The sequence below is a fragment of the Microcoleus sp. N9_A2 genome (assembly GCF_036701775.1).
Lineage (GTDB): Bacteria > Cyanobacteriota > Cyanobacteriia > Cyanobacteriales > Microcoleaceae > Microcoleus.
Genome location: NZ_JAUBRH010000012.1, coordinates 25479 through 48020, shown reverse-complemented (window position 1 = coordinate 48020; position 22542 = coordinate 25479). Strand labels below are relative to the sequence as shown.

Annotated in this window: 20 protein-coding genes; 5 read left to right on the top strand and 15 right to left on the bottom strand. The window is 46.4% G+C overall.

Annotated features, from left to right (window positions below):
- Positions 1-71: 71 nt before the first annotated feature.
- Positions 72-227 (bottom strand): hypothetical protein, encoded by a 156-nt coding sequence (locus tag QUA44_RS09990; RefSeq protein WP_333250244.1) that lies wholly within the window; start codon positions 225-227, stop codon positions 72-74.
- A gap of 211 nt (positions 228-438) precedes the next feature.
- Positions 439-1596, bottom strand: coding sequence for a DegT/DnrJ/EryC1/StrS family aminotransferase (locus QUA44_RS09985; RefSeq protein ID WP_333250246.1), 1158 nt, complete (start codon positions 1594-1596; stop codon positions 439-441).
- A gap of 121 nt (positions 1597-1717) precedes the next feature.
- Between QUA44_RS09985 and QUA44_RS09980 the strand changes: the two genes are divergently transcribed.
- Positions 1718-2503 (top strand): ABC transporter permease, encoded by a 786-nt coding sequence (locus tag QUA44_RS09980; RefSeq protein ID WP_333250248.1) that lies wholly within the window; start codon positions 1718-1720, stop codon positions 2501-2503.
- A gap of 180 nt (positions 2504-2683) precedes the next feature.
- Positions 2684-3322, top strand: a complete 639-nt coding sequence (locus QUA44_RS09975; RefSeq protein ID WP_333250250.1) for a Uma2 family endonuclease — start codon at positions 2684-2686, stop codon at positions 3320-3322.
- A gap of 59 nt (positions 3323-3381) precedes the next feature.
- Here the strand turns inward: QUA44_RS09975 and QUA44_RS09970 are convergent, their stop codons facing one another.
- From QUA44_RS09970 to QUA44_RS09950, 5 genes are all read right to left on the bottom strand, one after another.
- Positions 3382-5271 (bottom strand): hypothetical protein, encoded by a 1890-nt coding sequence (locus QUA44_RS09970; RefSeq protein WP_333250252.1) that lies wholly within the window; start codon positions 5269-5271, stop codon positions 3382-3384.
- Positions 5272-5430: 159 nt separating this feature from the next.
- Positions 5431-6105, bottom strand: coding sequence for a nitroreductase family protein (locus tag QUA44_RS09965; protein WP_333250254.1), 675 nt, complete (start codon positions 6103-6105; stop codon positions 5431-5433).
- 163 nt (positions 6106-6268) lie between these two features.
- Positions 6269-7252 carry a GntR family transcriptional regulator gene (locus QUA44_RS09960; protein ID WP_333250258.1) on the bottom strand — a complete coding sequence of 328 codons (984 nt, stop codon included), beginning with the start codon at positions 7250-7252 and terminating at the stop codon, positions 6269-6271.
- Between the two features lie 209 nt (positions 7253-7461).
- Positions 7462-9069: an adenylate/guanylate cyclase domain-containing protein gene (locus QUA44_RS09955; protein ID WP_333250260.1), complete on the bottom strand. Its 1608-nt coding sequence runs from the start codon at positions 9067-9069 to the stop codon at positions 7462-7464.
- A gap of 136 nt (positions 9070-9205) precedes the next feature.
- Positions 9206-10594 carry an aminopeptidase P family protein gene (locus QUA44_RS09950; RefSeq protein WP_333250262.1) on the bottom strand — a complete coding sequence of 463 codons (1389 nt, stop codon included), beginning with the start codon at positions 10592-10594 and terminating at the stop codon, positions 9206-9208.
- Positions 10595-10990: 396 nt separating this feature from the next.
- Between QUA44_RS09950 and QUA44_RS09945 the strand changes: the two genes are divergently transcribed.
- Both QUA44_RS09945 and QUA44_RS09940 read left to right on the top strand, forming a co-directional pair.
- Positions 10991-11434, top strand: coding sequence for a DUF4332 domain-containing protein (locus tag QUA44_RS09945; protein WP_333225969.1), 444 nt, complete (start codon positions 10991-10993; stop codon positions 11432-11434).
- A gap of 71 nt (positions 11435-11505) precedes the next feature.
- Positions 11506-11865 carry a Spx/MgsR family RNA polymerase-binding regulatory protein gene (locus QUA44_RS09940; RefSeq protein ID WP_333250264.1) on the top strand — a complete coding sequence of 120 codons (360 nt, stop codon included), beginning with the start codon at positions 11506-11508 and terminating at the stop codon, positions 11863-11865.
- Between the two features lie 2 nt (positions 11866-11867).
- On the opposite strand, the gene QUA44_RS09935 is transcribed toward QUA44_RS09940, so the two are convergent.
- The 8 genes from QUA44_RS09935 to QUA44_RS09900 all read right to left on the bottom strand — a co-directional run bounded on the left by QUA44_RS09935 (position 11868) and on the right by QUA44_RS09900 (position 19125).
- Positions 11868-12317: a GNAT family N-acetyltransferase gene (locus QUA44_RS09935; RefSeq protein ID WP_333250266.1), complete on the bottom strand. Its 450-nt coding sequence runs from the start codon at positions 12315-12317 to the stop codon at positions 11868-11870.
- A complete protein-coding gene (locus QUA44_RS09930; RefSeq protein ID WP_333250268.1) occupies positions 12307-13917 on the bottom strand; it encodes a cyclic peptide export ABC transporter in 1611 nt (536 codons plus the stop codon). Before QUA44_RS09930 ends, QUA44_RS09935 begins: the two co-directional genes overlap by 11 nt.
- Positions 13918-14137: 220 nt before the next feature.
- On the bottom strand, positions 14138-14908 hold the full coding sequence (locus QUA44_RS09925) for a class I SAM-dependent methyltransferase (RefSeq protein WP_333250270.1): 771 nt from the start codon (positions 14906-14908) through the stop codon (positions 14138-14140).
- Positions 14905-15504, bottom strand: a complete 600-nt coding sequence (locus QUA44_RS09920) for a Uma2 family endonuclease (protein ID WP_333250272.1) — start codon at positions 15502-15504, stop codon at positions 14905-14907. Before QUA44_RS09920 ends, QUA44_RS09925 begins: the two co-directional genes overlap by 4 nt.
- A 153-nt stretch (positions 15505-15657) precedes the next feature.
- Positions 15658-17229 (bottom strand): NAD(P)H-quinone oxidoreductase subunit N, encoded by a 1572-nt coding sequence (locus tag QUA44_RS09915; protein WP_333250326.1) that lies wholly within the window; start codon positions 17227-17229, stop codon positions 15658-15660.
- A 330-nt stretch (positions 17230-17559) separates the two neighbouring features.
- Positions 17560-17904 carry an anthrone oxygenase family protein gene (locus QUA44_RS09910; RefSeq protein WP_333250274.1) on the bottom strand — a complete coding sequence of 115 codons (345 nt, stop codon included), beginning with the start codon at positions 17902-17904 and terminating at the stop codon, positions 17560-17562.
- 201 nt (positions 17905-18105) lie between these two features.
- On the bottom strand, positions 18106-18624 hold the full coding sequence (locus QUA44_RS09905; protein WP_333250276.1) for a GNAT family N-acetyltransferase: 519 nt from the start codon (positions 18622-18624) through the stop codon (positions 18106-18108).
- A 96-nt stretch (positions 18625-18720) separates the two neighbouring features.
- Positions 18721-19125, bottom strand: a complete 405-nt coding sequence (locus QUA44_RS09900) for a hypothetical protein (protein ID WP_333250278.1) — start codon at positions 19123-19125, stop codon at positions 18721-18723.
- Positions 19126-19775: 650 nt separating this feature from the next.
- On the opposite strand from QUA44_RS09900, the gene topA reads away from it, so the two are divergent.
- Positions 19776-22493, top strand: a complete 2718-nt coding sequence (gene topA, locus QUA44_RS09895; protein WP_333250280.1) for a type I DNA topoisomerase — start codon at positions 19776-19778, stop codon at positions 22491-22493.
- Positions 22494-22542 lie beyond the last annotated feature (49 nt).

Here is a 22542-nt window from a genome sequence, read left to right as displayed (position 1 = left end):
GGCATCGGCGGGCATCGGGCATCGGGCATCAGGCATCGGGGATGGGAAGTCGAAAATTAAAAGTTAAAACATTAATTATTCTTCCTTCTTCCCTCTTCCCTCTTCCTGAAATCCGTTACATCCGTTACATCCGTTACATCCGTTACATCCGTTACATCCGTTACATCCGTTACATCCGTTACAGAATCCGCTGCCGAACTTCCTTCTTCATCATTGACCGATCGCATTGCAAGTTTTAGGCGAGCGGAAAATGCACCCGTTCGAGGCGGATTGCTAGCCTAAATTTGTTTCTTTTCATTAAATATAGTACATAAAAGTACAAGTGATCGGTCAAAATACTTAACAGCTCTCCCTGACCGGTGCACATTCTCACAGCACTGCAACCCTGCAATTCTTTTCTCCTCCTGCATTTCCCTCGCTGATGCCATCGCACCAAAGCTACCGGATGCGATCGGCCTTTGCCAAGCAATCTTTCAGCCCATAAATCGTCCGCTCTTGTTGATCCCTCGACAGTTCCGGAAACATCGGCAAAGACAAGACTTCGCGACAAACTTGCTCAGCCTTTGGCAACTGACCTGCTTGATAACCCAAAGATTTGTAAACAGGTTGCAGGTGCAAAGGTAACGGATAGTAAACCATCGAACCGATGCCGCATTCCTGCAACTGAGCCCGCATCCAATCTCGAAAATTGCCCGAGGGATTTTGCGCGTCTTCTGGACTTGTCAGCCGGATCGTGTATTGATTCCAAACTCCTTTTGCTTCCGGCAATTCTTTGGGGACGGCAACTCCGGGCACGCGGGAGAGAAATTCGCTGTAAAGTGTCGCTTTCTCCTGCCGCTGGGCATTCCAACTGTCGAGATATCGCAATTTAATGCTGAGAATCACCGCTTGCAGGGCATCTAAACGGCTGTTGTACCCGATTTCTTCGTAGAAATATCTAGAAGACTGTCCGTGTTCTTTGAGCACTCGCATCGAAGCTGCGAGGGCTGGATCATTTGTCGTCACCGCCCCACCGTCACCGCAAGCGCCTAAATTTTTGGTCGGATAAAAACTGAAGCAGCCGACATGACCAATGCTGCCGACTTTTCGAGACTGCCACTCGGCCCCGACAGATTGGGCGCAATCTTCAATTACGGCTAAATTGTGCCGCGTCGCAATTTCCATCAACCGAGTCATGTCTACCGGTTGGCCGAAGATGTGGACGGGCATAATTGCCTTGGTTTTGTCGGTAATTGCCGCTTCGAGGAGTTCGACATCCAGATTAAAAGTCCCGCTGTCAATATCGACAAATACTGGAGTCGCGCCGACGGCGCTAATTACCTCAGCCGAAGCAAAAAAGGTAAAAGGAGTGGTAATGACTTCATCGCCGGGGCCAATTTTGAGAGCTCGCAAGGCCAAAATCAGCGCATCGGTGCCGGAGTTGCAGCCAACGCACTCGGAAACGCCGATGTAGTCGGCGAACTCTCGTTCAAAACTCTTCACGGCCGGGCCGCCTACATAGCCGCCAGAGGCCAGCACTTTTTGCACCGCAGCGGTTATCTCGTCGCCAATCTGCGCGTATTGGCGGGTTAAGTCGAGGGGGGGAACATTATTCACTCTTCACACCATAAATTTCAACCATTATCAAAGCAAATTCTTGCAGCAAAACTGTTTTCCAGAAACCTTTATTCAAATATCTTATATTTGGACAGGTAAACAATCACGTTATCGAAAGGGTATGCCGGATTTAATTCTGCTAGATTTTACAGATTTGGGTTGGGCTTTGGGGATGGTGGCGATCGCGATCGGGCTTTCGGCGTGGCAGGGATTGGGGCTGGAGGGGGCGATCGCGATCGCGGCGGGGCGCACCCTGATCCAGCTAATCTTAGTCGGGTACGTGCTCGCAGTTGTATTTGACCCCGAGGGGAAAAATCCTTGGCTGGTTTTAGCAGTTTTAGCAATCATGCTGACAACAGCTAGCATGGTTGCCAGCAACCGCATCAGCAAAAAAATCAAGAACTTACTGCCCTTAGTTTGGGGTTCAATTTTTATCAGTACGGCCTTGACTCTCGCCTATACAAACTTGCTAATTTTGCAACCTGACCCTTGGTACGAACCGCAATACCTGATTCCTTTAGCGGGTATGATTCTGGGCAATGCCATGAACTCCGGGGCGATCGCGGGCGAAAGACTTGTCAGTACAGTTAATAGCAGCCAGTTAGAAATAGAAACCCATTTAAGTTTAGGTTCCACGCCGCAGCAAGCAGTAAAACAATATCGCAAAGATGCCATCAAAGCTGGATTAATCCCGCTCTTAAATACAATGACGGTGGTAGGAATCGTAACTTTACCCGGAATGATGACTGGTCAAATGCTGAGCGGTATCAGTCCTCTCGATGCAGCATCTTACCAGATTTTGATTATGTTTGTGTTAGCGTTGGCAACTGTAATCGCAACTCTGCTGTTGACTGAGGGATTGTCCCGGAAGTTTTTTAATCAAGATGCACAATTGATAAAATGGTAATTGGGCGTTGGGCATTGGGCATTGGGCATTGGGCATTGGGCATTGATAATATAATGTAAGTAGGAACTTGCATTTGGCACTATTTTTAAGAACAGGCAAGATGCCTGTTCCACAAAGAGTGAGTTTTATTGTGGGGTGGCCCGAAGATCCCGCCCTGGCCATCACTAAGGATAAACAGCCATGATTCCAACTCCCAATCCACCAGTAACCTTTGAAGAATTTGTCGAATGGAAACCAGAAAACCGACGTTACGAACTGCACAACGGAGGGATTATTGAAATAGCCCAGCCACCGGGAAAACATGAAGAAGTTATGGGTTTCTTAGCCTCGGAATTAACTCTTGAATTTGTCAGGCTAAACCTTCCGTACCTAATCCCAAAACAAGCATTAGTTAAGCCACCAAAACAAGAATCCGCTTATTCTCCAGATATTTTGATATTAAACCGCCCAAATTTAGCATCAGAACCTATGTGGAAAAAATTCTCAACCGTGACTCAAGGGGCATCAATTCCGCTGGTTATAGAAGTCGTTAGCACGAATTGGCAAGATGACTACATCAAAAAAGTAGGGGAATATGAACTAATTGGGATTCCTGAATACTGGATTGTGGATTATCTCGGTTTGGGCGGCCGCAGGTTTATCGGGAATCCCAAGCAACCGACTATTTCGATTTATCGGTTGGTTGATGATGAGTATGAAGTTAGTCAATTTCGGGGAGATGAGACAATCGAGTCGCCCACTTTTCCAGAGTTGAAATTGACGGCGCAACAAGTTTTTCAAGCGGGATTGACTGCGGGTGAAATTGCTGGGGATGCGTGAGTGTAAATATTGCGATCGTTCAGACAGATTTTTTGCCCTCACGCACCCTACAACTACAACTACTTCGGTTCGTGACTCCCAATCCGCTTGCCTTCGCCATCGTACACCTGCATAGGGATTTTGGCGTTTTCGGCGATCGCCTCCAAGGCCTTTTGCAATGTTTCAACGTGCTTTTCTACAGCTTGGCGAGTCTTCACAGCATTGTTGTTGTTTGCTTGGATGAAGGTTTGTTGCAGTTTCTGCACGTAATCTGGAGTCATCTGCACCGCAATCAAACCTTTGCTAACAGTATAGTCGCAAATCTTGGGGTTGCCCTTACAAGTTCTATCTAAATCGGTGCGGGCTTTTTGCAGGTTTCTTTCTTCCTGTAACCTTACTTCTGCTTGCTGCAATGACGTTTTGTAGGAAGCGATCAGCGGTTGGGCTTTCTGGGAATAAGAAGTTGCAGCAGGCACTTGCTCCGCGTAACTCAAAGCTCTCCGCCAGGATTCTGATGCTTTAAACCAGGCGTTTTTGCCCTCAAAAATTTGAGCTTCCGCTGCTAAAGTCACAGCTTGAGTATACGCATTTTCCGAAATTCCTTCGACATTTTTGCGCTCGCGAGCTTCGGAAAGTTTGGTTTCGTATTTGGGAACTAACAGTTTAGCTTGTTGGTAAGATGTCGTGTTCGTGGGAATTTCTGATAGGATGTCGAGGGATTCTTCCCAACCTGCTTGCACTTGAGCCCAAGTCTCGGCTGTCTGAGCTACTGCTTCGCGAGCTTCTGCTATTTGGGCTGTATTTTTGGCGGCGAGCAGTGTTTTTTCGGCTTGTTTCTCTGTGCTTAACTGCCGATTTCCAGTTGCTACATTCTTCCGGTATTCTTTTGACTTTCTTTGAGCAAAGGGATAAGCTGGGCTGTCTGGGGGGATTTCTCCGAGCTCGGCGATCGCACTTTGCCACAGAGCTTGCGATTCCTGCCCGTTCTCGGCAGAATAAGGCGGATTTTGGGTTTTATGGGCTGCTGACTGTGCGAGGCGCGCTGCATCGATCGCAGAGTTTAAATTCTGATTTTGCGAACGGTAGTTTTCCAGGGCGCTTTGAGCTTCACCGCGATGAATTGACCAGGAGGGAATCGGTTCCAAAAGGGCGATCGCCTGTTTTAACTGTCGCTGCGCTTCTTGGGGGCTGTTGGCAACTTTTGACGTTTTCAGCGTCTTCGTCGAATTCTCGCTCAACTGTTTGGCATTAGCTAAAGCAGGACATCCTCCGATGACGCAGGGCCGGCTCAGCATATAATAACCGCCTGCCAAAACTAGCGCGGCGACACTGATGATTCCTGCTGCAGCCAGCATCGCCAACGGTGAATGCTTGGGTTTTTGGGCAACTGTGACCACTTCCATATCCAGCGGATTGAAGGGATTGTCTCCAATATCTGCCGGGATTGCAGCTACCCTAAAGGCGATCGGCTCGGAATTGCTGGAACTCTCAGGCAAATTGGGGAAATATTCTTCATCCCACGCATCTTGCCCATCCATTTCTAATGGTATCTCCTCCTCTACATCCGCCGTCTGGGCCACATTTTTGGTTAAGACTATCCCGGTTTCTTCTGCCGGGGTATTCTCCGTTTTTTTGAACAACTGCACTGTTTTTGGTCTTGACAAAACAGGGTTGTGCATGGCAAAAGAATGGAAAGCATAAGGCTGTTTTTGCCCGGTAATTTTTAGGCAAAGTCCAATCTGTTGAATTGATTCTGGTTCAATTTCGAGAATTGCTGCTTCTAGCACCGCAAAAGTCGGTTTTGCTTTGAGAACTAAACTGCGCGGGTGTTCTCCCACAACCGTTAAAGATTCATCTCGAAAATCGCAACTAATATAAAGCGGTAAATTTTTAAATCCGGCTGCTTGTAAGTGCTGCTGCAATTTTACTTCTAGAATTTGTGCGTTGCTTTGTCGCGTTGCTACTGTCATATTTTTTCCTCTCTCTGAACTCACCACTTTCGATTTTAGATTTTGAATTTTAGATTTGAGATTGCGGAACTGTCGGGATTTTTGATTTGTTTGAACTTGGGCACCGATTCATTCCAAATCTTAACTCTTAAAATTCAAGTTTCCACAAAATCTCAACTCTCAAATCTCAACTTGCAACGCCTTTCCATAACTTTCGCTGTAATAAACTTGAGTCACGTCAAAACGCCCGCCGTATTGTTTTAAAGGTTCTGCTGCATAACCGAGCGGCAGCAAACAGCAAACATCTACTTCTTCGGGAATTTGAAAGGCTTCTTTCACCTTAGCGCTGACAAAACCTTCCATCGGACAACTATCTACCCCAAAACTTTTAGCTGCAATCATTAAGTGGGCTACTGCGAGCATTGTATGTCTGTTTGTCCAAGCTTCTAGGGAGTCGAAGCAGGGACGGTTCTCGAACAATTGCGGGATTGCTTGCCGCATATAACCGGCTAAATTGTCATTCATTGCGCCTGTGGCTTTGCCCAATGCGATGACGGCTTCGGTGTTTTCGGGCCCGGCAGCGCGTCGATCGCCACAACAGATTAATACTGTTGGGGCTTCTACCACTTGGCGCTGATCGAAGGCGCAAGCTTTTAATTTTTCCTTGCTGGCTGGGTCTTGAAGTACGATAAACCGCCAAGGCTGCAAGTTGTAACCAGAGGGCGATCGCACTCCCAAGCGCAAAATCTCTGCCAATATTGCTGGGGGAATCGGATCGGGTTTGAAACTGCGCGCGGCCCGTCGGCTTTCGATCGCCGTTTTAACATTAATTGAAGGTTGGATTTCAATTGGCATGGATAATTGGTAATTACTAATGGGTAATTGGTAATGGGTAATCGAGAATTGAGAATTGGTTATTGGAAATTAGAACAACAACTATCAACTGCTAGCTGTCAACTATCAACTGCTAGCTGTCAACTGTCAACTGTCAACTGTCAACTGTCAACTGTCAACTGACTTACCCCAAGCCCAACTCGCGCTTGAGCAAATTAATCGACTTAGAGCCGATGTAATTTTCGGAGCATATCAGTTGCGGGGGACGAATAATATCTTCTCTAGCCGCATTGATGGCAGCTTTTACTGTAGCAAAACTCGGTTGATCGCAAAAAATTGTTCTGGCCGATCGCACGATCGAGTTAATCTTGTACTCGTCTGACACCAAAGCCGTCATCACCAGCAAATCCTCTCCCCGGATGCTGTGGATGATGACTTCGGTCGATCGTAGCATTCCCGGACTCAGGCTAACGAGACCCAAATAACTGTCTTTCGGCAAACCCCCGACTAGCTGGATTTCCTGGCTGTAGTCGTAGATGTCTACAGGAATAACTCGCACAGAACGCGGTGCCGAAATCGATTCTGCTTCTCCGATAAAATATCGACTCGTGATCACAGTTCCCGAAGAGATTTGATCCAAAAAAGTACCTAGCTGTTCCATCGGCACTAACTGTATGGGAATACGAAGAGCTTGTTCGAGTTCTTTCGCCATCAGTTCACCCACGCCGATGTCTTCTGTGGGGGCTGTGACGACCACGCGGGCGCTGCACCTGAGCCGCCAGTCAATTTCGGCCAAAAATAATTCCCTCGCTTGGTTGAGCGTACAGCCCTGTCCCAGCAGTTGATCGATACTTCCTTGCACTATTTTGTTGGCAAGGGGATATTCTTCGAGGATCGGAGATTTGAGTTTGTTGCCGTGTTCGTTGCCTTGAGCGCGGACGTAAATGCCCGATCCTGCTTGGGCTTCTACGAGTCCGGTATTTTCGAGCTGGCGGTATACTTTGCTGATGGTGTTGCGGTGCAAACCTGTCTGCATGGCTAGCTGTCTGGTGCTGGGCAAGCGGTGTCCGGGCGGAAATTGTCGCGAGGCGATCGCAAACCTGATTTGATTGAATAGTTGGGTGGATGCTGGAATATCGCTATCGGTTTGAATATGAAATTGAACCATTATTAAAGGCTCCGACGACTTCAACTTAGTATTTTTATAACGTCGAGTACCGCGCCTAGGATTGCTCGGATATCTCTGTCTATAGCATAATCTTATTTGGTTGATCTGCAGCAGCCGTTCTACCACAGGACGATCGCGCCGAAGAAGGGATTAATCGCAGCCTCGGGAATTTCCCTCAACAATCAGGTACTTTCCAGTTTTAGTTTTATTCACTCTTCGATTTTGAGCTCGCTTGCTATTTTTATACCCGTCAGGAAATAAGTTTGCATTTGCCCTTTACCTTTAATCTCAATCTCGCCACGATCTTCAAATTCATATTTATCCTGCAGCAACTCATAAGTATAGTGACTGACTTGAATGCGACCTGGTATGCCGTGAGATTCCATGCGGCTGGCTGTATTCACGGCATTTCCCCACAAATCGTAAATGAATTTTTTAGTGCCGATTACCCCCGCTACCACCGGGCCGCTATTAATCCCGATGCGGAGGTCAAATTTCGCGTCTAGCTTCACATTTAATTCTTTAATTGCTGCTAGCATATCCAGCCCCATTTCGGCGATCGCCTCTGCATGGTCTGGACGTTCAATGGGAAGACCGGCTGCTACCATGTAAGCATCCCCGATTGTCTTGATTTTTTCTAAGCCGTGCTTCTCACTCAGTTGGTCAAAAGCTGAGAAAATTTCATTCAACAAGTACACTAATTTAGTGGCGGACATGGTGGTAGAAATTTGGGTAAAATTCACCAAGTCAGCAAAAAGAATTGTGGCTTTTTCAAACTTGTCTGCAATTACCCCCGGTTCGTGCTTCAACCGATCGACGATCGGTTCGGGCAAAATATTTAGCAGTAAAGTTTCAGTTTTTTTCTGTTCTTTCCTGAGTGCAGATTCGATCTGCCTGCGCTTAGTTATATCATGAAAAAACACAGAAATGCCGTCGTGAGAAGGAAAAACCCTGACTTCCAACCACACTTTTAAGGGACGATAATATTTTTCAAAAGCCACTCCAATTTGTTTGGCTACAGCTTCATGATACTCTTTATAAAAATCAGAATTTACGAATTCAGGAAACTCTTCCCAAAAATTTTTACCATAAAGTTCTTCCTGCGAGCGCTTCAAAAATTGGGACCCCTTGTAATTGATGTAAGTAAATCGCCACTGAGTGTCGAAAGCAAAAAAAGCATCGCTCATGCCTTCTAAAAAATTGACAATTTGCTCGTCTGTAGAACGGAGTTTTTCTTCTACTTGTTTTTGCCTGCTCTGTGCGCGCTTTAATTTAGTCAGATTGATTCGCAACTCCATGTGGTTGATAATTTGCCTTCCTAAAGTCCGCAGCGCTTCTAGCTGTTGTGGGGTGAGATTACGAGGAACTGTATCTATCGCGCACAAAGTGCCGATCGGATAACCGTCAGGAGTTACTAGCGGCGCGCCAGCATAAAACCGAATATTGGGATTGGAAGTTACTAGCGGATTGGCGGCAAAGCGATCGTCATCTAGAGCATTGGGTATAACTAGCAATTCGTTGGGATTTAAAATAGCGTGGGCGCAAAAAGCTGACTCTCTCGGAGTTTCGGGCGCTTCCAGACCTACTTTTGATTTAAACCACTGTCGGTTAGAATCTATTAAGCTTACTAAAGCAATAGGAGTGCCGCAAATATAGGAGGCTAAAGCTGTTAGATCATCAAAAGCTGCTTCGGCTTCTGTGTCGAGAATGTTGTAGCGGTGAAGTGCTTCTAGCCTCTCTTCTTCGTTGCTGGGCAAAGGTGCAGCTTGCATCGGAGGCCGCGAGGATACAGGTTTGCGAATGCGTGGAGGCCTCATTCCTAATAATTTTCCGACTTGCGAGACCAATTTTTTAACTAATATCAAAAGACTTTTTTGCCAACCTTTATTCATCTTTATTTATTTATTTTCACCCCTGATGGAACTGCGTATGTGCGATCGAACTCGGCTCTACTTACGTATTTACCGCCACTAACTCCTCAATCTCCGGAGCTTTTGTTGGCAATTTCCCTGTCAATACTTCTCTACCCTCATTGATGACAAGTATATCATCTTCTATGCGTATGCCCCGCACGTCGGCGAATTTTTCCAACTCGTCCCACTTTACAATATCTTTATATTTGGCGCGATTTTCTGGGTTATTTAAGATTGCCGGAACTTGATAAAATCCGGGTTCGATCGATACCAGCATTCCCGATCGCAAAACTCGATTCAGCCGCAAAAATCCCAAGCCAAAGCGACTGCTTCTCGTTCTTCCTTCTTCATAGCCAGCCAAATCTCCTAAATCTTCCATATCGTGGACATCCAAACCGATTAAATGTCCGATACCGTGAACAAAAAACAGCGCATGAGCATCCATTTCTACCAAATCTTCAACATTGCCCCGCAAGATACCCAAATCCACCAATCCTTCCGTCATGATTCTAGCAGCTAACAGGTGAATGTCTTGGTATTCAACGCCCGGACTAATTTTCTCTATACAAGCATCGTGCGCCGCCAAAACCACATCATAAATCGCTCTTTGAGTCTGAGAAAACTTGCCAGAAACCGGCCAAGATCGAGTCACATCAGCCGCCCATCCCATTGATGTTTCTGCACCAACATCTGCTAACAGCAAATCTCCGGTTTGTAGGGGATTGTGATAATGTTCACTGTGCAGCACTTCTCCATGCACAGTAACGATACTAGGATAGGCATAGGTCATATTTTTGGAGATGATGACACTTTCCATTGCAGCGCGCACCCCTGCTTCAATTTGAGCATTTCCAGTTGCCGCCATTCCCGCTTTGTGAGCTTCTACGGTGACAGCCGCAGCTTGACGCAATTCGGCCAAACTAGCTGCGTCGTGGCTCAGGCGCAGAGATACGATCGCCTGAGTTAATTCTAGGTCGATTCCGGTTGGCGAGTTGGGCGGTGCCAGAGGGCGATCTAGAATTTGAGACTGTTGCAACTGAGTCCAAGAATCCTGAACGGCGATCGTTGCTGCATTTGTCGCTCGCGATTTCAATTCGGCCATTGGGAAAGCAGCATCAGCCCCAATTAGTTCGGCAATTTCTGCTCTTTTCGGCATTTCTCCGTGCCACAGCGTGCTGCTAGCAGGTGCCTCATCTAAGAACAATTCTAATTTGCCCGATTCTAAGCGAATGGCAGCATTTTCTAAGGGCAAACCAGCAAAATATAGAAAGTGACTACTGGCGCGAAAGGGATAAGTAAGTGCCGGATAATTGCGAGGAATGCTGCGCCCCGCCCATAAAATTACCGGAAAATTAATTAAACTAGCCAGTTTTTGCCGCCGTTGGTGTAGAGTATTAGTTAACAAATCATAACCTTGTGTAATTGTCATGGGTAAAAACCTATAATTTTGAGTTGGGTTGGCAGTCAGCCACAAGTTTTTGCATTCTCAGCATTAAAGCACTAAAATTCTGAGGGCAAACTTGGCAGCAATTTTCGCAAAAATTGTCATCGGGAACTTCTTTTTTGCTAGCATTTATAGGCTGTCTTTTTTATAGTCTTTGTCGTCATCGCCGGGATGATTTGGTTAAGCAGTAAGCCTGATCCACAGGTAGGAAAAACAGGCTGAAAGTGCTACTCCGCAGGCAATTAGCAGAAATGTCACAACACCCGCAATTAGTCAAATTCCTTGGTCTGGTTTTTGTTGATTGGTTGACGTGAGCAATCGCCTCTATTGACTGTTTGATATTTTAGACTTTAAAGTATAAGTAAAATTCACTGAAAAAACATGAAAATTTCTCACAAAGCTCCTCAAACTTCAGCGCAAGTACGCGATTGGCCGATCGCACACTTACCGGGATTGAGCAAGGAAAACCAATCTCAACTGGAAGAGTGCAGCATCACCACAACCGGACAACTAATTCGCATGACGAAAACACCGGCGGCGAAAATGTTGCTAGCCCATCAATTACAGATTAACATTCAATATGTTAATAAATGGGTAGCGATGGCAAATTTGGCTCGAATTCCGAGTGTAGGCTGTCAGTATTGCGGGCTGTTACTTCACGCCGGCGTTGCTTCTCCGGCTCAATTGGCTCAAATGCCCGTGGAAAGATTACACCAACAAGTTTTAAGGCTGCACGTAGCGACAATGCAGCGCAATGACTTGACTCCTTCAGTCGATCGCGTGCAAAAATGGGTTCAACAAGCTAGATTAGTCAGTAGCCATTAGTCATTAGTTAGTTGTCAGTTGTTATTAGCCAACAGTCAACAGCCAACAGTCAACAGTCAACAATTATTATTATGTCAATTCAAGTTTACGGAATCCCCAACTGCGGAACCTGCAAAAAAGCTTTCCAGTGGCTCAAAGATAGCGATGTTAATTACGAGTTCATTAACACCAAAGAACAGCCGCCGACACGCGAAACAATTCAAAGCTGGGTAGCTGCTTTGGGTTTTCAACCCATGCGAAATACTTCCGGTCAATCTTACCGCGCTTTGGGCGACGACAAGAAAAATGGGACGAGCGAACAGTGGGTGGAGGCTTTTGCTAAGGATGCGATGCTGCTGAAACGTCCTCTTTTCGTTAAAGATGGAACGGCTGTTTTAGTAGGTTTTAAAGAAGATGTAATTCGAGAAAAATTGGGGCTTTCAAGGGGATGAGTTCAGCCTGTTGTTCGCCGCAAAAACTTAAGTTCGCCCACATCATCTGTGAAACCCCAACGCTCGTAAAACGGCATCATGTTCGACAAACAATTAAGATAAAAATGCTCGACAGCTTGCAGTTCGGGATGAGTTAAAACTGCATCCATCAACTTCGCACCCAGTCCCATCTTTCTGTGTGTCGGCTTGATAATGACATCAAAAATCATGGCTCTGTAGAGGAAATCGGTGATGACGCGGGTAATGCCAATTAGCCGTAGCTTGCGGGGCGGGACGCCATCGCTCTCATCGACAAAACCAATGATAACATCAGTCGCCGCCAGCATTTTCACAACATCCTCCCGCGTCCGCTTGTCGCTCCAAAACTCGTTTTTGTATAAATCCATCAAGTCGGACACCTGGCTTTCGGTCAAAGTTTCTACAATTAGGTGCTTATCCATTTTATCGGTCATACTCTACTTTACCGTAATCTAGTTTAATTGCGCGATCGGCTAAATCAAAATAGCGGTCATCGTGACTAATCACAAACACCGTTTTCCCCCGCCGCTTCAACTCCGGTAGCAACTGCTTGTAAAAAATATCCCGGAAAAACGGATCTTGATCAGAAGCCCATTCATCAAACAAATAAATCGGCCTATCCTCCAAATACGCCGTCAGCAAAGCCAGCCGCTTTCGCTGTCCCTGAGACAAAGCCGTAGTTGACAAAACTCCATCTTTCACCTGAACTTTATTATCCAAATGAAACTCTCGCAGATATTCAGCCGCCTGCTTGTCCAAATCGTGATTAGTCAGGCCCAAAAGCCTTTCAAACAGATAGAAATCTGAAAAAATCGCAGAAAAATGCTGCCTGTACCACTCTCGATTTTCCTCAGTAACTGGCTGGCCATCTAGGAGAATTTCTCCCGATTCAGGAATGTACAAACCAGTGATTAACTTAGCCAAAGTAGACTTACCGCTGCCATTACCGCCAATTATAAACACCAATTGACCGGGATGAAACTTCAAATTAAGCTCGCCCAAACTAAAATTGCTGTCTTCTTTTTCTCCCGGATAGCTGTGAATTACTCGATTTAACTCCAGCGTCTCCCACTGAGCCGTGTCAGGCAGTTTAACCGTTGAAGTTATCTCAGCTTGACTCGCCAAAGCCAATCCCATTCTCTCTATCTTTTCCACAGAAGTATTAGCACGAAAAAGCGCCGGCAACCTTTGCAAAATATTGTTAAACGGAGACATCAAATAGGTACTTGTCAGAATGTAAGCTGACAAAACCGGAGTTGAAACAGGCACAAATTTGGGTAAAACAAATAACAACAAACCCATCAGCATAAAAAACAGCAACTGCCCAACTCCCATCGCAACTGCACCAGTATTCAAAGCAGTCACGTTATAATTGCGGGAAGCATCAGCACTCCCCTGCAATTCTTCCGTAAAAAACTCTTGGCGGCGCAAGGAATGCAGTTTTAGTTCCTTAATTCCATCAGTAATACTGCGAAAATGCTTAAACAACATATCTTGTTCTTCTCTAGCTAAATCGAAGAATTTTCGCATTTTATTGAGCAACAACTGCACCGTGCCAATCGTCAGCACCATAAAACAAAATACAACAACAAAAACTGTACCTGAAATCGTGCTTAAATAAGTTAAGCAGCCGATAACAACGGCGATATCAACACAGAGAAAAGGAATCAAAAATATAGTATTAGAAAGCGTTCCTACATCATCTGTGAGAGTTGCCAGCAAGCGGTTAGCGCCCAACTCTTCCAAATTCCGCAAAGGAGTAGACAAAATGCCACGGCTCAAACTCAGCCGCAGATTGTAAACAGCTTCTTGAGAAAGGTAGATTAACAAAAATTGCGATATGACTCCGGCGACGAGAGCCAAAACTGCTAATCCGGCAAAATACCAGACTAAATTCTGATTTGAATTGTCGCTAATGGCGCGGTTGATTAGAGCAATTAACATAGCGCTGCAACCGCCGCTGATTAAGCCTGTGAGTATGGCGATAGAAACATTTAACCAAGAAGCTTTTAACAGTAACCGAATTACATTCATAGAAGTTTATTGAGGTTAATTTTTGACAGTAGTCAGAGCTCGATCGCACACTTACCTATTTTGCCAATTTTTTCCAGATTTAGGGGCAACCACGGGGGGATTGCCCATACAAAAAACGATATATGGACACTCTGCGTCCATGACTGTCTATTTGGCAAATTTTTTCCAAAAATGTCCTCATCTTCTCTACACATAGCGCGACAGATTAGGAACGAAAACTTTAAATCTTAATCCCGCTAGCGTAAATAAAATAGCTTTCTGTTACCTTAACTTCGGCTTTAAACCCGATTTTAGCTAATTTTTCTAAAAGCGAATCCGGCTGGTAGTAAACTTTAAAAACTTGAAATTCTCGACCGTCATTTAACTTGCGATTTTGGCAAATACTGGTTTCATCCTTCAGAATATGATTTGTGGCTGAAGATGTTTCTTCAAATAAAGAGTCAACGATAAATACTTGTCCCCCAAAGCGAACCGATCGGTAAACTTTTCCCAAAAACTCATCCACTAAAGTTGGGGGTACGTGAGAAAACCAAAAAGCAAAGAAAACTAGATCGTACTCCCGATCGGGTTCCCATGAAAATAAATCGATCTGTCGGTAAGTAACTTGAGAAGCATTTAGCTTTTGGCGGTTAATTTCGATAACTTCTGGCGCGGCATCAAAAGCATCGAGATCCTCGCCCACCTGCAAAAGTTCAGCAGTCCAAATACCCGTACCGCAAGCCAATTCTAAAACACTTGCAAATTTGCCAAGTTTATGCAAAGCACTTTTAACAACGGCAACCTGATTAAACCAACGCTGGTTAAATTCCGCTCCGCGATCGTAACGACCTATTCTGTAAAACCATTCATCATATTCGCTAGCTCTGGCACGGTAGTAATCAACTTGTTCTTGGAGGTTTTCTCCGATTGTCATGTTCCTTTCCTCATAGCTATATTTTGGTTGGCCAGTCATAAAGTTAAGCTTCGCATCCCCCACTAGGATGAATTTCATTCCTGTACTTCCCTTTCCTGGGTTTCAAATACAACCAGCTCATAAATATCGAGCATGGACATTTGCACTTCCATTGAAGCGAAGGAAACTATTGCTGATTCTCCCTCATATTCCCGAAACAACCATTCATTTGATTCTGTTTTAATATATTGTGCGACTAAAAACTCAGATTGATAGACTAACACATATTCACGGAATTCAGGGATCGATCTATAAAACCGAAACTTATCCTCCCGATCGAAATCCTTGGTAGACTTAGAAAGCACTTCCACAATCAGCACAGGATTGAGTATTTCATCTTTCCGTCCCTCTGTGCAAACTAATTCTCCTTCAACTACCATCACATCTGGATAAGTCCCGCGTCGATACCGAGGAATCCACAACCGCAAATCGCTCATAAATGGTCTGGCATTCTTTCCCCGCAAAGCAGATTTTAAGAAGGCATAGATGTTACCTATTATCTGGCTGTGATTAATACTACCACCAGTCATTTGTACAATTTCTCCATCGCGGTATTCATTTCTAAACTCAGCAGTTTCCTCTAACTCCCGGTACTCATCTGGAGTATAAAACTTTTTCTTACTTTGTACTAACATTGTTGCCTCTGTACTAACTTTTATCTGCGTTAATCTGCGTTAATCTGCCTACATCTGCGGTTAAAAATCATAATTAACAGTATATCACAACAAAAAAGAAACGCCCAACTTCAAAGAGTCAGGCGTTTTCCACTATTTCAAAACCAGGAAAAATTAATCCCGGCGAGACACCAAATTCGATTCAATTTTCGCACCCACAACAGGTTGCACATGACTCAATGCCGACTGCAGCATGGGAGTTTTGGTAATAGCATCATTAGCCAGATTAAACAAAGGATTCGACAGAATACCCGCCAAAGTTGTCGCAACCAAAGTCAGTACAACGCTGACTTGCAAAGGCCGCATTCCTTGAAGGTTCCAGCGAACTTCGGGATAATTCTTCACCGCGTCCGACATCTCTTGAGGTTCTTTTACTACCATCATCTTGACAACGCGGATGTAGTAGTAAATCGAAATTACGCTGGTAATCAATGCCAAGATAACTAAGCCGTAAAGTCCTGCTTGCCAGCCGGCCCAGAACAGATAGATTTTGCCGAAGAATCCAGCCAGCGGCGGAATTCCGCCGAGAGAAAGCAGGCAAATACTCAATGCTAATGTTAGCAGCGGGTCTTTTTGGTACAAACCGGAGTATTCGCTGATTTGGTCGGTTCCTGTCCGCAGGGAGAAGAGGATGATGCAGGCGAATGCGCCTAGGTTCATAAACAGGTAAACCAACAGATAAAATATCATGCTGGAGTAACCGGCTTCGGTTCCTGCAATCAAACCAATCATTACAAAACCGGCTTGGGCGATCGACGAATAAGCCAAAAGCCGCTTCATGCTAGTCTGGGCGAGGGCAACTACATTGCCCAACACCATGCTGAGTATGGCTAAGGCTGTGAATACGAAGTGCCACTGTTCGATAAGTGCGGGGAAAGCTGTTGTTAACAAGCGGATTGCTAGGGCAAAACCGGCGGCTTTGGAACCCACAGAAAGGAAGGCAACAACGGGTGTTGGCGAACCTTCGTAAACGTCTGGAGTCCACTGGTGGAAGGGAACTGCGGAGATTTTGAAGGCGATTCCGGCGATCGCAAAAACCAACGCAATCACCAAACCGAGAGATTGACCTTCATTCACAGTAGAAAGGTTGGCCGCGATCGCGCTTAGCGTAGTTTGACCACCAGACAACCCGTACAACAACGAAAGTCCGTAGAGAAACACCGCCGAAGAAGATGCACCAATTAACAAATATTTCAAAGCAGCTTCATTGGAACGCGGGTCGCGTTTTGTGTAACCCGTCAGCAAATAAGACGAGATACTCAGAGTTTCCAACGAAATAAAAATCATCACCAATTCATCAGCGCCGGAAAGGAACATTCCCCCCAAAGTAGCGGTAAGCAAAATGCCGATAAATTCCGCTAAAGCAGTACCAGTTTGCAGTACATAACGGACGGATATCAAAATAGTGACAGCCGCAGTCAAAGCGATAATTCCGCGAAACACCAAACTCAAGGCATCGCTATTAAAACCGCCCAAAAACGAGATGGTATTAACGTTATCCCACTGCAAACACAAAGCAGCGACGGCGGCCAGCAAACCCGCAACGGCAACGTAGGGAGTCCAATTAGAGGAACTGCGGCCCACGATTAAATCGCCGACGAGAACCACCAAGAGGGTGATGATCACAATTCCCTCTGGCAAGATAGTTCCAGCATTTAGCTGGGCAGCAAGAGTAGCAAAATCCATATTTTCAGGCTGGTTGGGTAGTACAAGCCGAAATGGCTGTAATGGGCTGTGAACTTGTAAAAATTCTTTACCAAACACAGATTGTAGCGGATTACAGCTTTGCCAGCTTAGTTGGGCGGGTGTTTGTTGCTGTTGAGTCGGCGGGGGAGTCTGCCACAAAAGCGATCGCACTGCGGAAAAATCGCCATTGCGGCCGATCGGGCAAATTTTTTTTCCTTCACCCCTTGACACCGAGGCAACGTAAGGCGTTTAGGATTGATTGATTGGCGATCGACTCTGAACAGAAAGGACGAAAGGTATGCAACCTGCAACGGGCTGACTGTCGCTTTTTCAAGGGTAACGGAGGGCGATCGCCAAGGCTGCTGATGCCGCTAGCGCTGCTGCCGATCGAATGTGATTCCAGATTGTCCAGTTAACAAGGTAGCTGGCCCACAGCCTCGCGCCCTCAGCGCTGCCTGGATCGACTTTTGCCAGCGCATCGTTCAGCGGTACATTACAGGCGATCGTCACTCCCACCGTACCGACGAGATACAACAAGCTACCGATCAGCAAATAGATAGCACCTGTTTGAGGCCATTTGAATGAGGAGAAAGCCAGAAAAATGCAAGCCGCAGCCGTTCCAAACAGCGCCGTCATAAACAATGGATTGATGACTGCAATATTGATCGATTGCATGGCCGCAATCCCCTGCGCCGGCGGGAGTCGGCCAAGGGCGTTCATCACGAAGGTTGAGAAGGCGAAAAAGACTCCGGCTATCAGGCCACAGCCCAGTACCGCGAAAAGTTTCAATATCAAAAGCGACTGGTGAGGAATTGTCATAAAGCCTCTTTTCTGGTGCGATGCTTCTGTACCGGAGCAGGTTATTGAGCTAAGTCTTTACTGCGGTGCGATCGCCCTTTGATTCTCCCAATCTGCTCGGTTGAGGCGATAAACAAAGCAGTCATCGTCGCCAAACTGTCGCGGTTCCACAAATTGGAAACCAAAACGTTCGTAAAAGCGGTGGGCGCGGGTATTGTTGGCAAGCGGATCGATCAGTACAGCCGTCACAGCAGAGTCGGCGAAACATCGAGCAAGTGCAAGCTGCATCATTTGTGTTCCGTAGCCTTTGCTCAATTCTTTCTCCTCTCCGATCCAGATATCAATGGCGCGGAGATTCGCAGCAACATCATCACCCCAATAGTGACTCTCCTCAAGTGCCGGATCGATAATTTGGATAAATCCGATCGGGCGATTGTCGATTTCAGCAATCAATTGCTCCCTCCAGTCGGGAGTGCGATCGAGTTCTATCTCCCAGTGCCAGTCATCGTTCGGATCTGAGACAATTATGTGAGGTTGCTCATCCCAGCGTCGCAATAAATTTAAATCTGCGGGGGTAGCGGGGCGTAAATTTATCATGGCTTGTTTGCATCTAAAACTTGTTGCAGCTTTGCTGTCGCGCACAAACGATCGCCTCTTTGGCAGACATCTGCAGTTTTGCGAAAGAGGCGATCGCTAAATCACGGAAACCACTGGATAATTATAACTTTCTTTGACCACTAAACCGTCCTTCCAATATCCAATAGAAAGCTGGTTGCTCTTCGTGTCAATTATTTGACCGTCTATTTTAGTGGTAAAGTCATTATACCAATTTGCGATTACTACAAAATCATAATCTTTTTCGGCGGCCACAGCAATGTCTTGACTAATTAATTTTGATTCTCTAAATTCCACCAACATCTCATTGAAAAAATATTCTCTCCCTTGACGGCACGCTTCTTTACCCTTGGTAACAGTTCCGTCACCTTCAATCATCACAATATCTTCGGAGTAATATTTATCTAAAACTGCGGATGTTTGAAAACTAGCGACCAAGTTATTGATATCTGCTAGCTTGAGCTGTAGTTCTTCTAATGTCATAAAAAATTACTTCACGCGATCGACAAATAGGGAGCATCTGAGTTTGGATTTCACTCTCGTTAAGAGTCGGAGAGTTCGTTAGATATGACTGCGGGCACTCAATCGCTTTCCTCGGAATGAAAATATCTGCGTTGCATCTGTGTGTATGTGCCTCACATCTGCGGTTGAATTATCAATCGAAAATTTACACAAATTTGTAAGGCGCTCCCAAAATGGTATCAAAAATTAGTCCCACAATATTCTGATGTTAGCTGGCGAGTGCGATCGCCAATCGGTCAAATAGTCGATCGCGCTTCTAGTCTTTTTGCAGGGAAACCATCAAATCTATCCCAATCTAAAATCTAAAACTTAAAATCTAAAATTGAGGAACCATCCGCCCGCATCCAACAGTCTCAGCATCCAGTTACCTGCAATTCTGCTACAGTCAGTCATGACATCCCCGTGCATCTTCCAGAGACAAGGGTTCCCAGCCTCTGCGCCGACTGCAGTAAAATCCCATCAGCTTGTCACCTGGAACCCGATCGGCAATAACTTAAAAATTAAGGTAGTTTGAAAATAATCGCCCAAAGTTCCCATAAGCCTTGACATCCGACCTACACTCTGTAAATTAGACACTCTAACTGCGCCGCCATCCATATTTAAAAGATGCCATGTCAACCTTAGTCATCGTCGAATCTCCCACAAAAGCCCGTACCATTCGCAACTTCCTGCCCTCCACCTACCGTGTAGAGGCATCTATGGGCCACGTCCGCGACCTCCCATCCTCCGCCGAAGAAATACCAGAAGCCGTTAAAGGAGAAAAATGGGCGCAACTAGGCGTCAACGTGGAAGCAGACTTTGAACCGCTTTACGTCATCCCCAAAGATAAAAAGAAAATTGTTAAAGAACTCAAAGACGCCCTCAAAGACGCCACAGAACTGATTCTAGCCACTGACGAAGACCGAGAAGGCGAAAGCATTTCCTGGCATTTGCTGCAAATCCTCAAACCCAAAGTCCCCATCAAGCGGATGGTATTTCACGAAATCACCCGCGAAGCCATCCGCGACGCCCTCACCCACTGCCGCGATATCGACAATCGAGTTGTACAGGCCCAGGAAACTCGCCGAATTCTCGATCGACTCGTCGGCTACACCCTATCTCCGCTACTGTGGAAGAAAATCGCCTGGGGTTTGTCCGCAGGGCGAGTCCAGTCCGTCGCAGTCAGGCTGTTAGTACGCCGGGAACGGGAACGCCGCGCCTTCCGCCAAGGTAGCTACTGGGATTTGAAAGCCGTTTTGGAAAAGGGCAAAATTTCCTTCGATGCCAAACTCGTCACAGTCGGGAACGTGAAAGTTGCCAACGGTAGCGATTTCGATGAAAATACCGGACAAATTATCGCAGGCCGCCGCGTACTTTTGCTCAACGAAGACCAAGCCAGGGCTTTACTCTCGCGCATTCAAAACAAACCCTGGACTGTTAGCAATCTCGAAGAACGGCCAGTCACCCGCAAACCCTCGCCGCCGTTTACGACCTCGACTTTGCAGCAGGAGGCTAACCGCAAGCTGAGGCTGGGTGCGCGGGAAACCATGCGAATTGCCCAAAGTTTGTACGAACGCGGTTTTATCACCTATATGCGGACGGATTCGGTGCATTTATCCGAACAGGCGATTACCGCCGCCCGCAGTTGTGTCCAAGAACTGTACGGTAGCGAATATCTCAGCCCCCAACCGCGCAAATACACAACCAAAAGCAAAGGTGCCCAGGAAGCCCACGAAGCTATCCGCCCGGCCGGCAGCACTTTTCGGACTCCGCAGCAAACGGGATTGAGTGGCGTTGACTTCCGCCTCTACGATTTAATTTGGAAGCGGACAGTCGCTTCGCAAATGGCTGATTCCCGCCAAACTCACGTCACGCTACAAACTCAGGTAGAAGATGCCGGTTTCCGTTCCAGCGGGAAACGCATTGATTTTCCCGGCTTTTTGCGCGCCTACGTGGAAGGTTCCGACGACCCAGATGCGGCTTTGGAAGACCAAGAGGTGATTTTGCCGGCGCTGAAGGTGGGGGATAAACCTAATTGCAAGGATGTGGAGGCTGTGGGGCACGAAACTCAACCTCCCGCCCGCTATACGGAGGCTTCGCTGGTGAAGATGCTCGAAAGCGAGGGGGTTGGCCGTCCGAGTACCTATGCGAGTATTATCGGTACTATTGTCGATCGGGGATACGCGAAATTAATAGCTAACGCCCTGATTCCCACATTCACCGCTTTCGCCGTCACTACTTTATTAGAAACGCATTTCCCCGATTTAGTAGACACGGGTTTTACTTCCCGCATGGAACAAACCCTCGATGAAATTGCCACCGGTGAGGCGAAATGGCTGCCGTATTTGCAAAAGTTTTATATCGGGGAAATGGGACTTCAAACCCAAGTTAAGGAACAGGAAAGTCAGATTGACGCGAAAGTTGCCCGAACTGTGGTATTGGAGAATATTACGGCGAAAGTTTGCATCGGCAAATACGGCGCTTACCTGGAAGCTGAAAGCGAAGAAGGCCCGGTGAAAGCATCGATTCCGCAAGATTTGACTCCGGCTGATTTAGACCCGGAAAAAGTTGAGTTTCTGTTAAAGCAAAAGACGGAAGGCCCGGAAAAACTGGGTCTTCACCCGGACACTGGGGAACCAATTTATGTGCTGATTGGCAATTACGGCCCCTACGTTCAGTTGGGGGATGTTTCGGAAACGAACAAGAAACCGAAGCGTTCTTCTTTACCGAAGGGGACTGATAAGGATAGCGTGACGGTTGATATGGCGGTGAGTTTGTTGACTTTACCTCGGTTGTTGGGGACTCACCCGGATACGGGGGCGAAGGTGCAGGCTAATTTGGGGATGTACGGGCCTTATGTTGTTCACGACCAGGGTAAGGTTGGTAAGGATTATCGATCGATCAAGCCGCCTGATGATGTTTTGACGATCGAGATCGATCGGGCTTTAGAGTTATTATCGCAGCCGAAAGCCGTGCGTGGCAGTAAATCAGCGACACCTTTGAAGGAATTGGGCGCGCATCCAGAGTCGGGAGAACTGTTGAATGTTTACGATGGCCGTTATGGGCCCTACGTGAAACACGGCGATATCAATGCTTCTTTGGCTAAGGATGAATCTGTGGAGAATTTCACCTTACAAAAAGCATTGGATTTGTTAGCAGCGAAGGAAGCGGCGGGCGGCGGAAAATCTAGCAGTAAGTCGAAGAAGTCTAGTAAGAGTGCGGCGAAGTCGGAGACTGCAACTGAGAAGACTGCGGCGAAGAAAACCACTGCTAAGAAGACGACGACTGCTAAGAAAACGACTACTAAGAAGGCGGCGACTGCGACGGCGACTAAGAAGAAGACAACGTGAATTTAGTGTAGTTTTCACTGATCGAGAAACCCGGTGTGCACGGGGGGAG

Coding starts and splice junctions, on each gene's coding strand:
- QUA44_RS09990 (WP_333250244.1), bottom strand. CDS start 227: ATGCGATCGGTCAATGATGAAGAAGGAAGTTCGGCAGCGGATTCTGTA.
- QUA44_RS09980 (WP_333250248.1), top strand. CDS start 1,718: ATGCCGGATTTAATTCTGCTAGATTTTACAGATTTGGGTTGGGCTTTG.
- QUA44_RS09975 (WP_333250250.1), top strand. CDS start 2,684: ATGATTCCAACTCCCAATCCACCAGTAACCTTTGAAGAATTTGTCGAA.
- QUA44_RS09970 (WP_333250252.1), bottom strand. CDS start 5,271: ATGACAGTAGCAACGCGACAAAGCAACGCACAAATTCTAGAAGTAAAA.
- QUA44_RS09965 (WP_333250254.1), bottom strand. CDS start 6,105: ATGCCAATTGAAATCCAACCTTCAATTAATGTTAAAACGGCGATCGAA.
- QUA44_RS09960 (WP_333250258.1), bottom strand. CDS start 7,252: ATGGTTCAATTTCATATTCAAACCGATAGCGATATTCCAGCATCCACC.
- QUA44_RS09955 (WP_333250260.1), bottom strand. CDS start 9,069: ATGAGGCCTCCACGCATTCGCAAACCTGTATCCTCGCGGCCTCCGATG.
- QUA44_RS09950 (WP_333250262.1), bottom strand. CDS start 10,594: ATGACAATTACACAAGGTTATGATTTGTTAACTAATACTCTACACCAA.
- QUA44_RS09945 (WP_333225969.1), top strand. CDS start 10,991: ATGAAAATTTCTCACAAAGCTCCTCAAACTTCAGCGCAAGTACGCGAT.
- QUA44_RS09940 (WP_333250264.1), top strand. CDS start 11,506: ATGTCAATTCAAGTTTACGGAATCCCCAACTGCGGAACCTGCAAAAAA.
- QUA44_RS09935 (WP_333250266.1), bottom strand. CDS start 12,317: ATGACCGATAAAATGGATAAGCACCTAATTGTAGAAACTTTGACCGAA.
- QUA44_RS09930 (WP_333250268.1), bottom strand. CDS start 13,917: ATGAATGTAATTCGGTTACTGTTAAAAGCTTCTTGGTTAAATGTTTCT.
- QUA44_RS09925 (WP_333250270.1), bottom strand. CDS start 14,908: ATGAAATTCATCCTAGTGGGGGATGCGAAGCTTAACTTTATGACTGGC.
- QUA44_RS09920 (WP_333250272.1), bottom strand. CDS start 15,504: ATGTTAGTACAAAGTAAGAAAAAGTTTTATACTCCAGATGAGTACCGG.
- QUA44_RS09915 (WP_333250326.1), bottom strand. CDS start 17,229: ATGGATTTTGCTACTCTTGCTGCCCAGCTAAATGCTGGAACTATCTTG.
- QUA44_RS09910 (WP_333250274.1), bottom strand. CDS start 17,904: ATGCAATCGATCAATATTGCAGTCATCAATCCATTGTTTATGACGGCG.
- QUA44_RS09905 (WP_333250276.1), bottom strand. CDS start 18,624: ATGATAAATTTACGCCCCGCTACCCCCGCAGATTTAAATTTATTGCGA.
- QUA44_RS09900 (WP_333250278.1), bottom strand. CDS start 19,125: ATGACATTAGAAGAACTACAGCTCAAGCTAGCAGATATCAATAACTTG.
- topA (WP_333250280.1), top strand. CDS start 19,776: ATGTCAACCTTAGTCATCGTCGAATCTCCCACAAAAGCCCGTACCATT.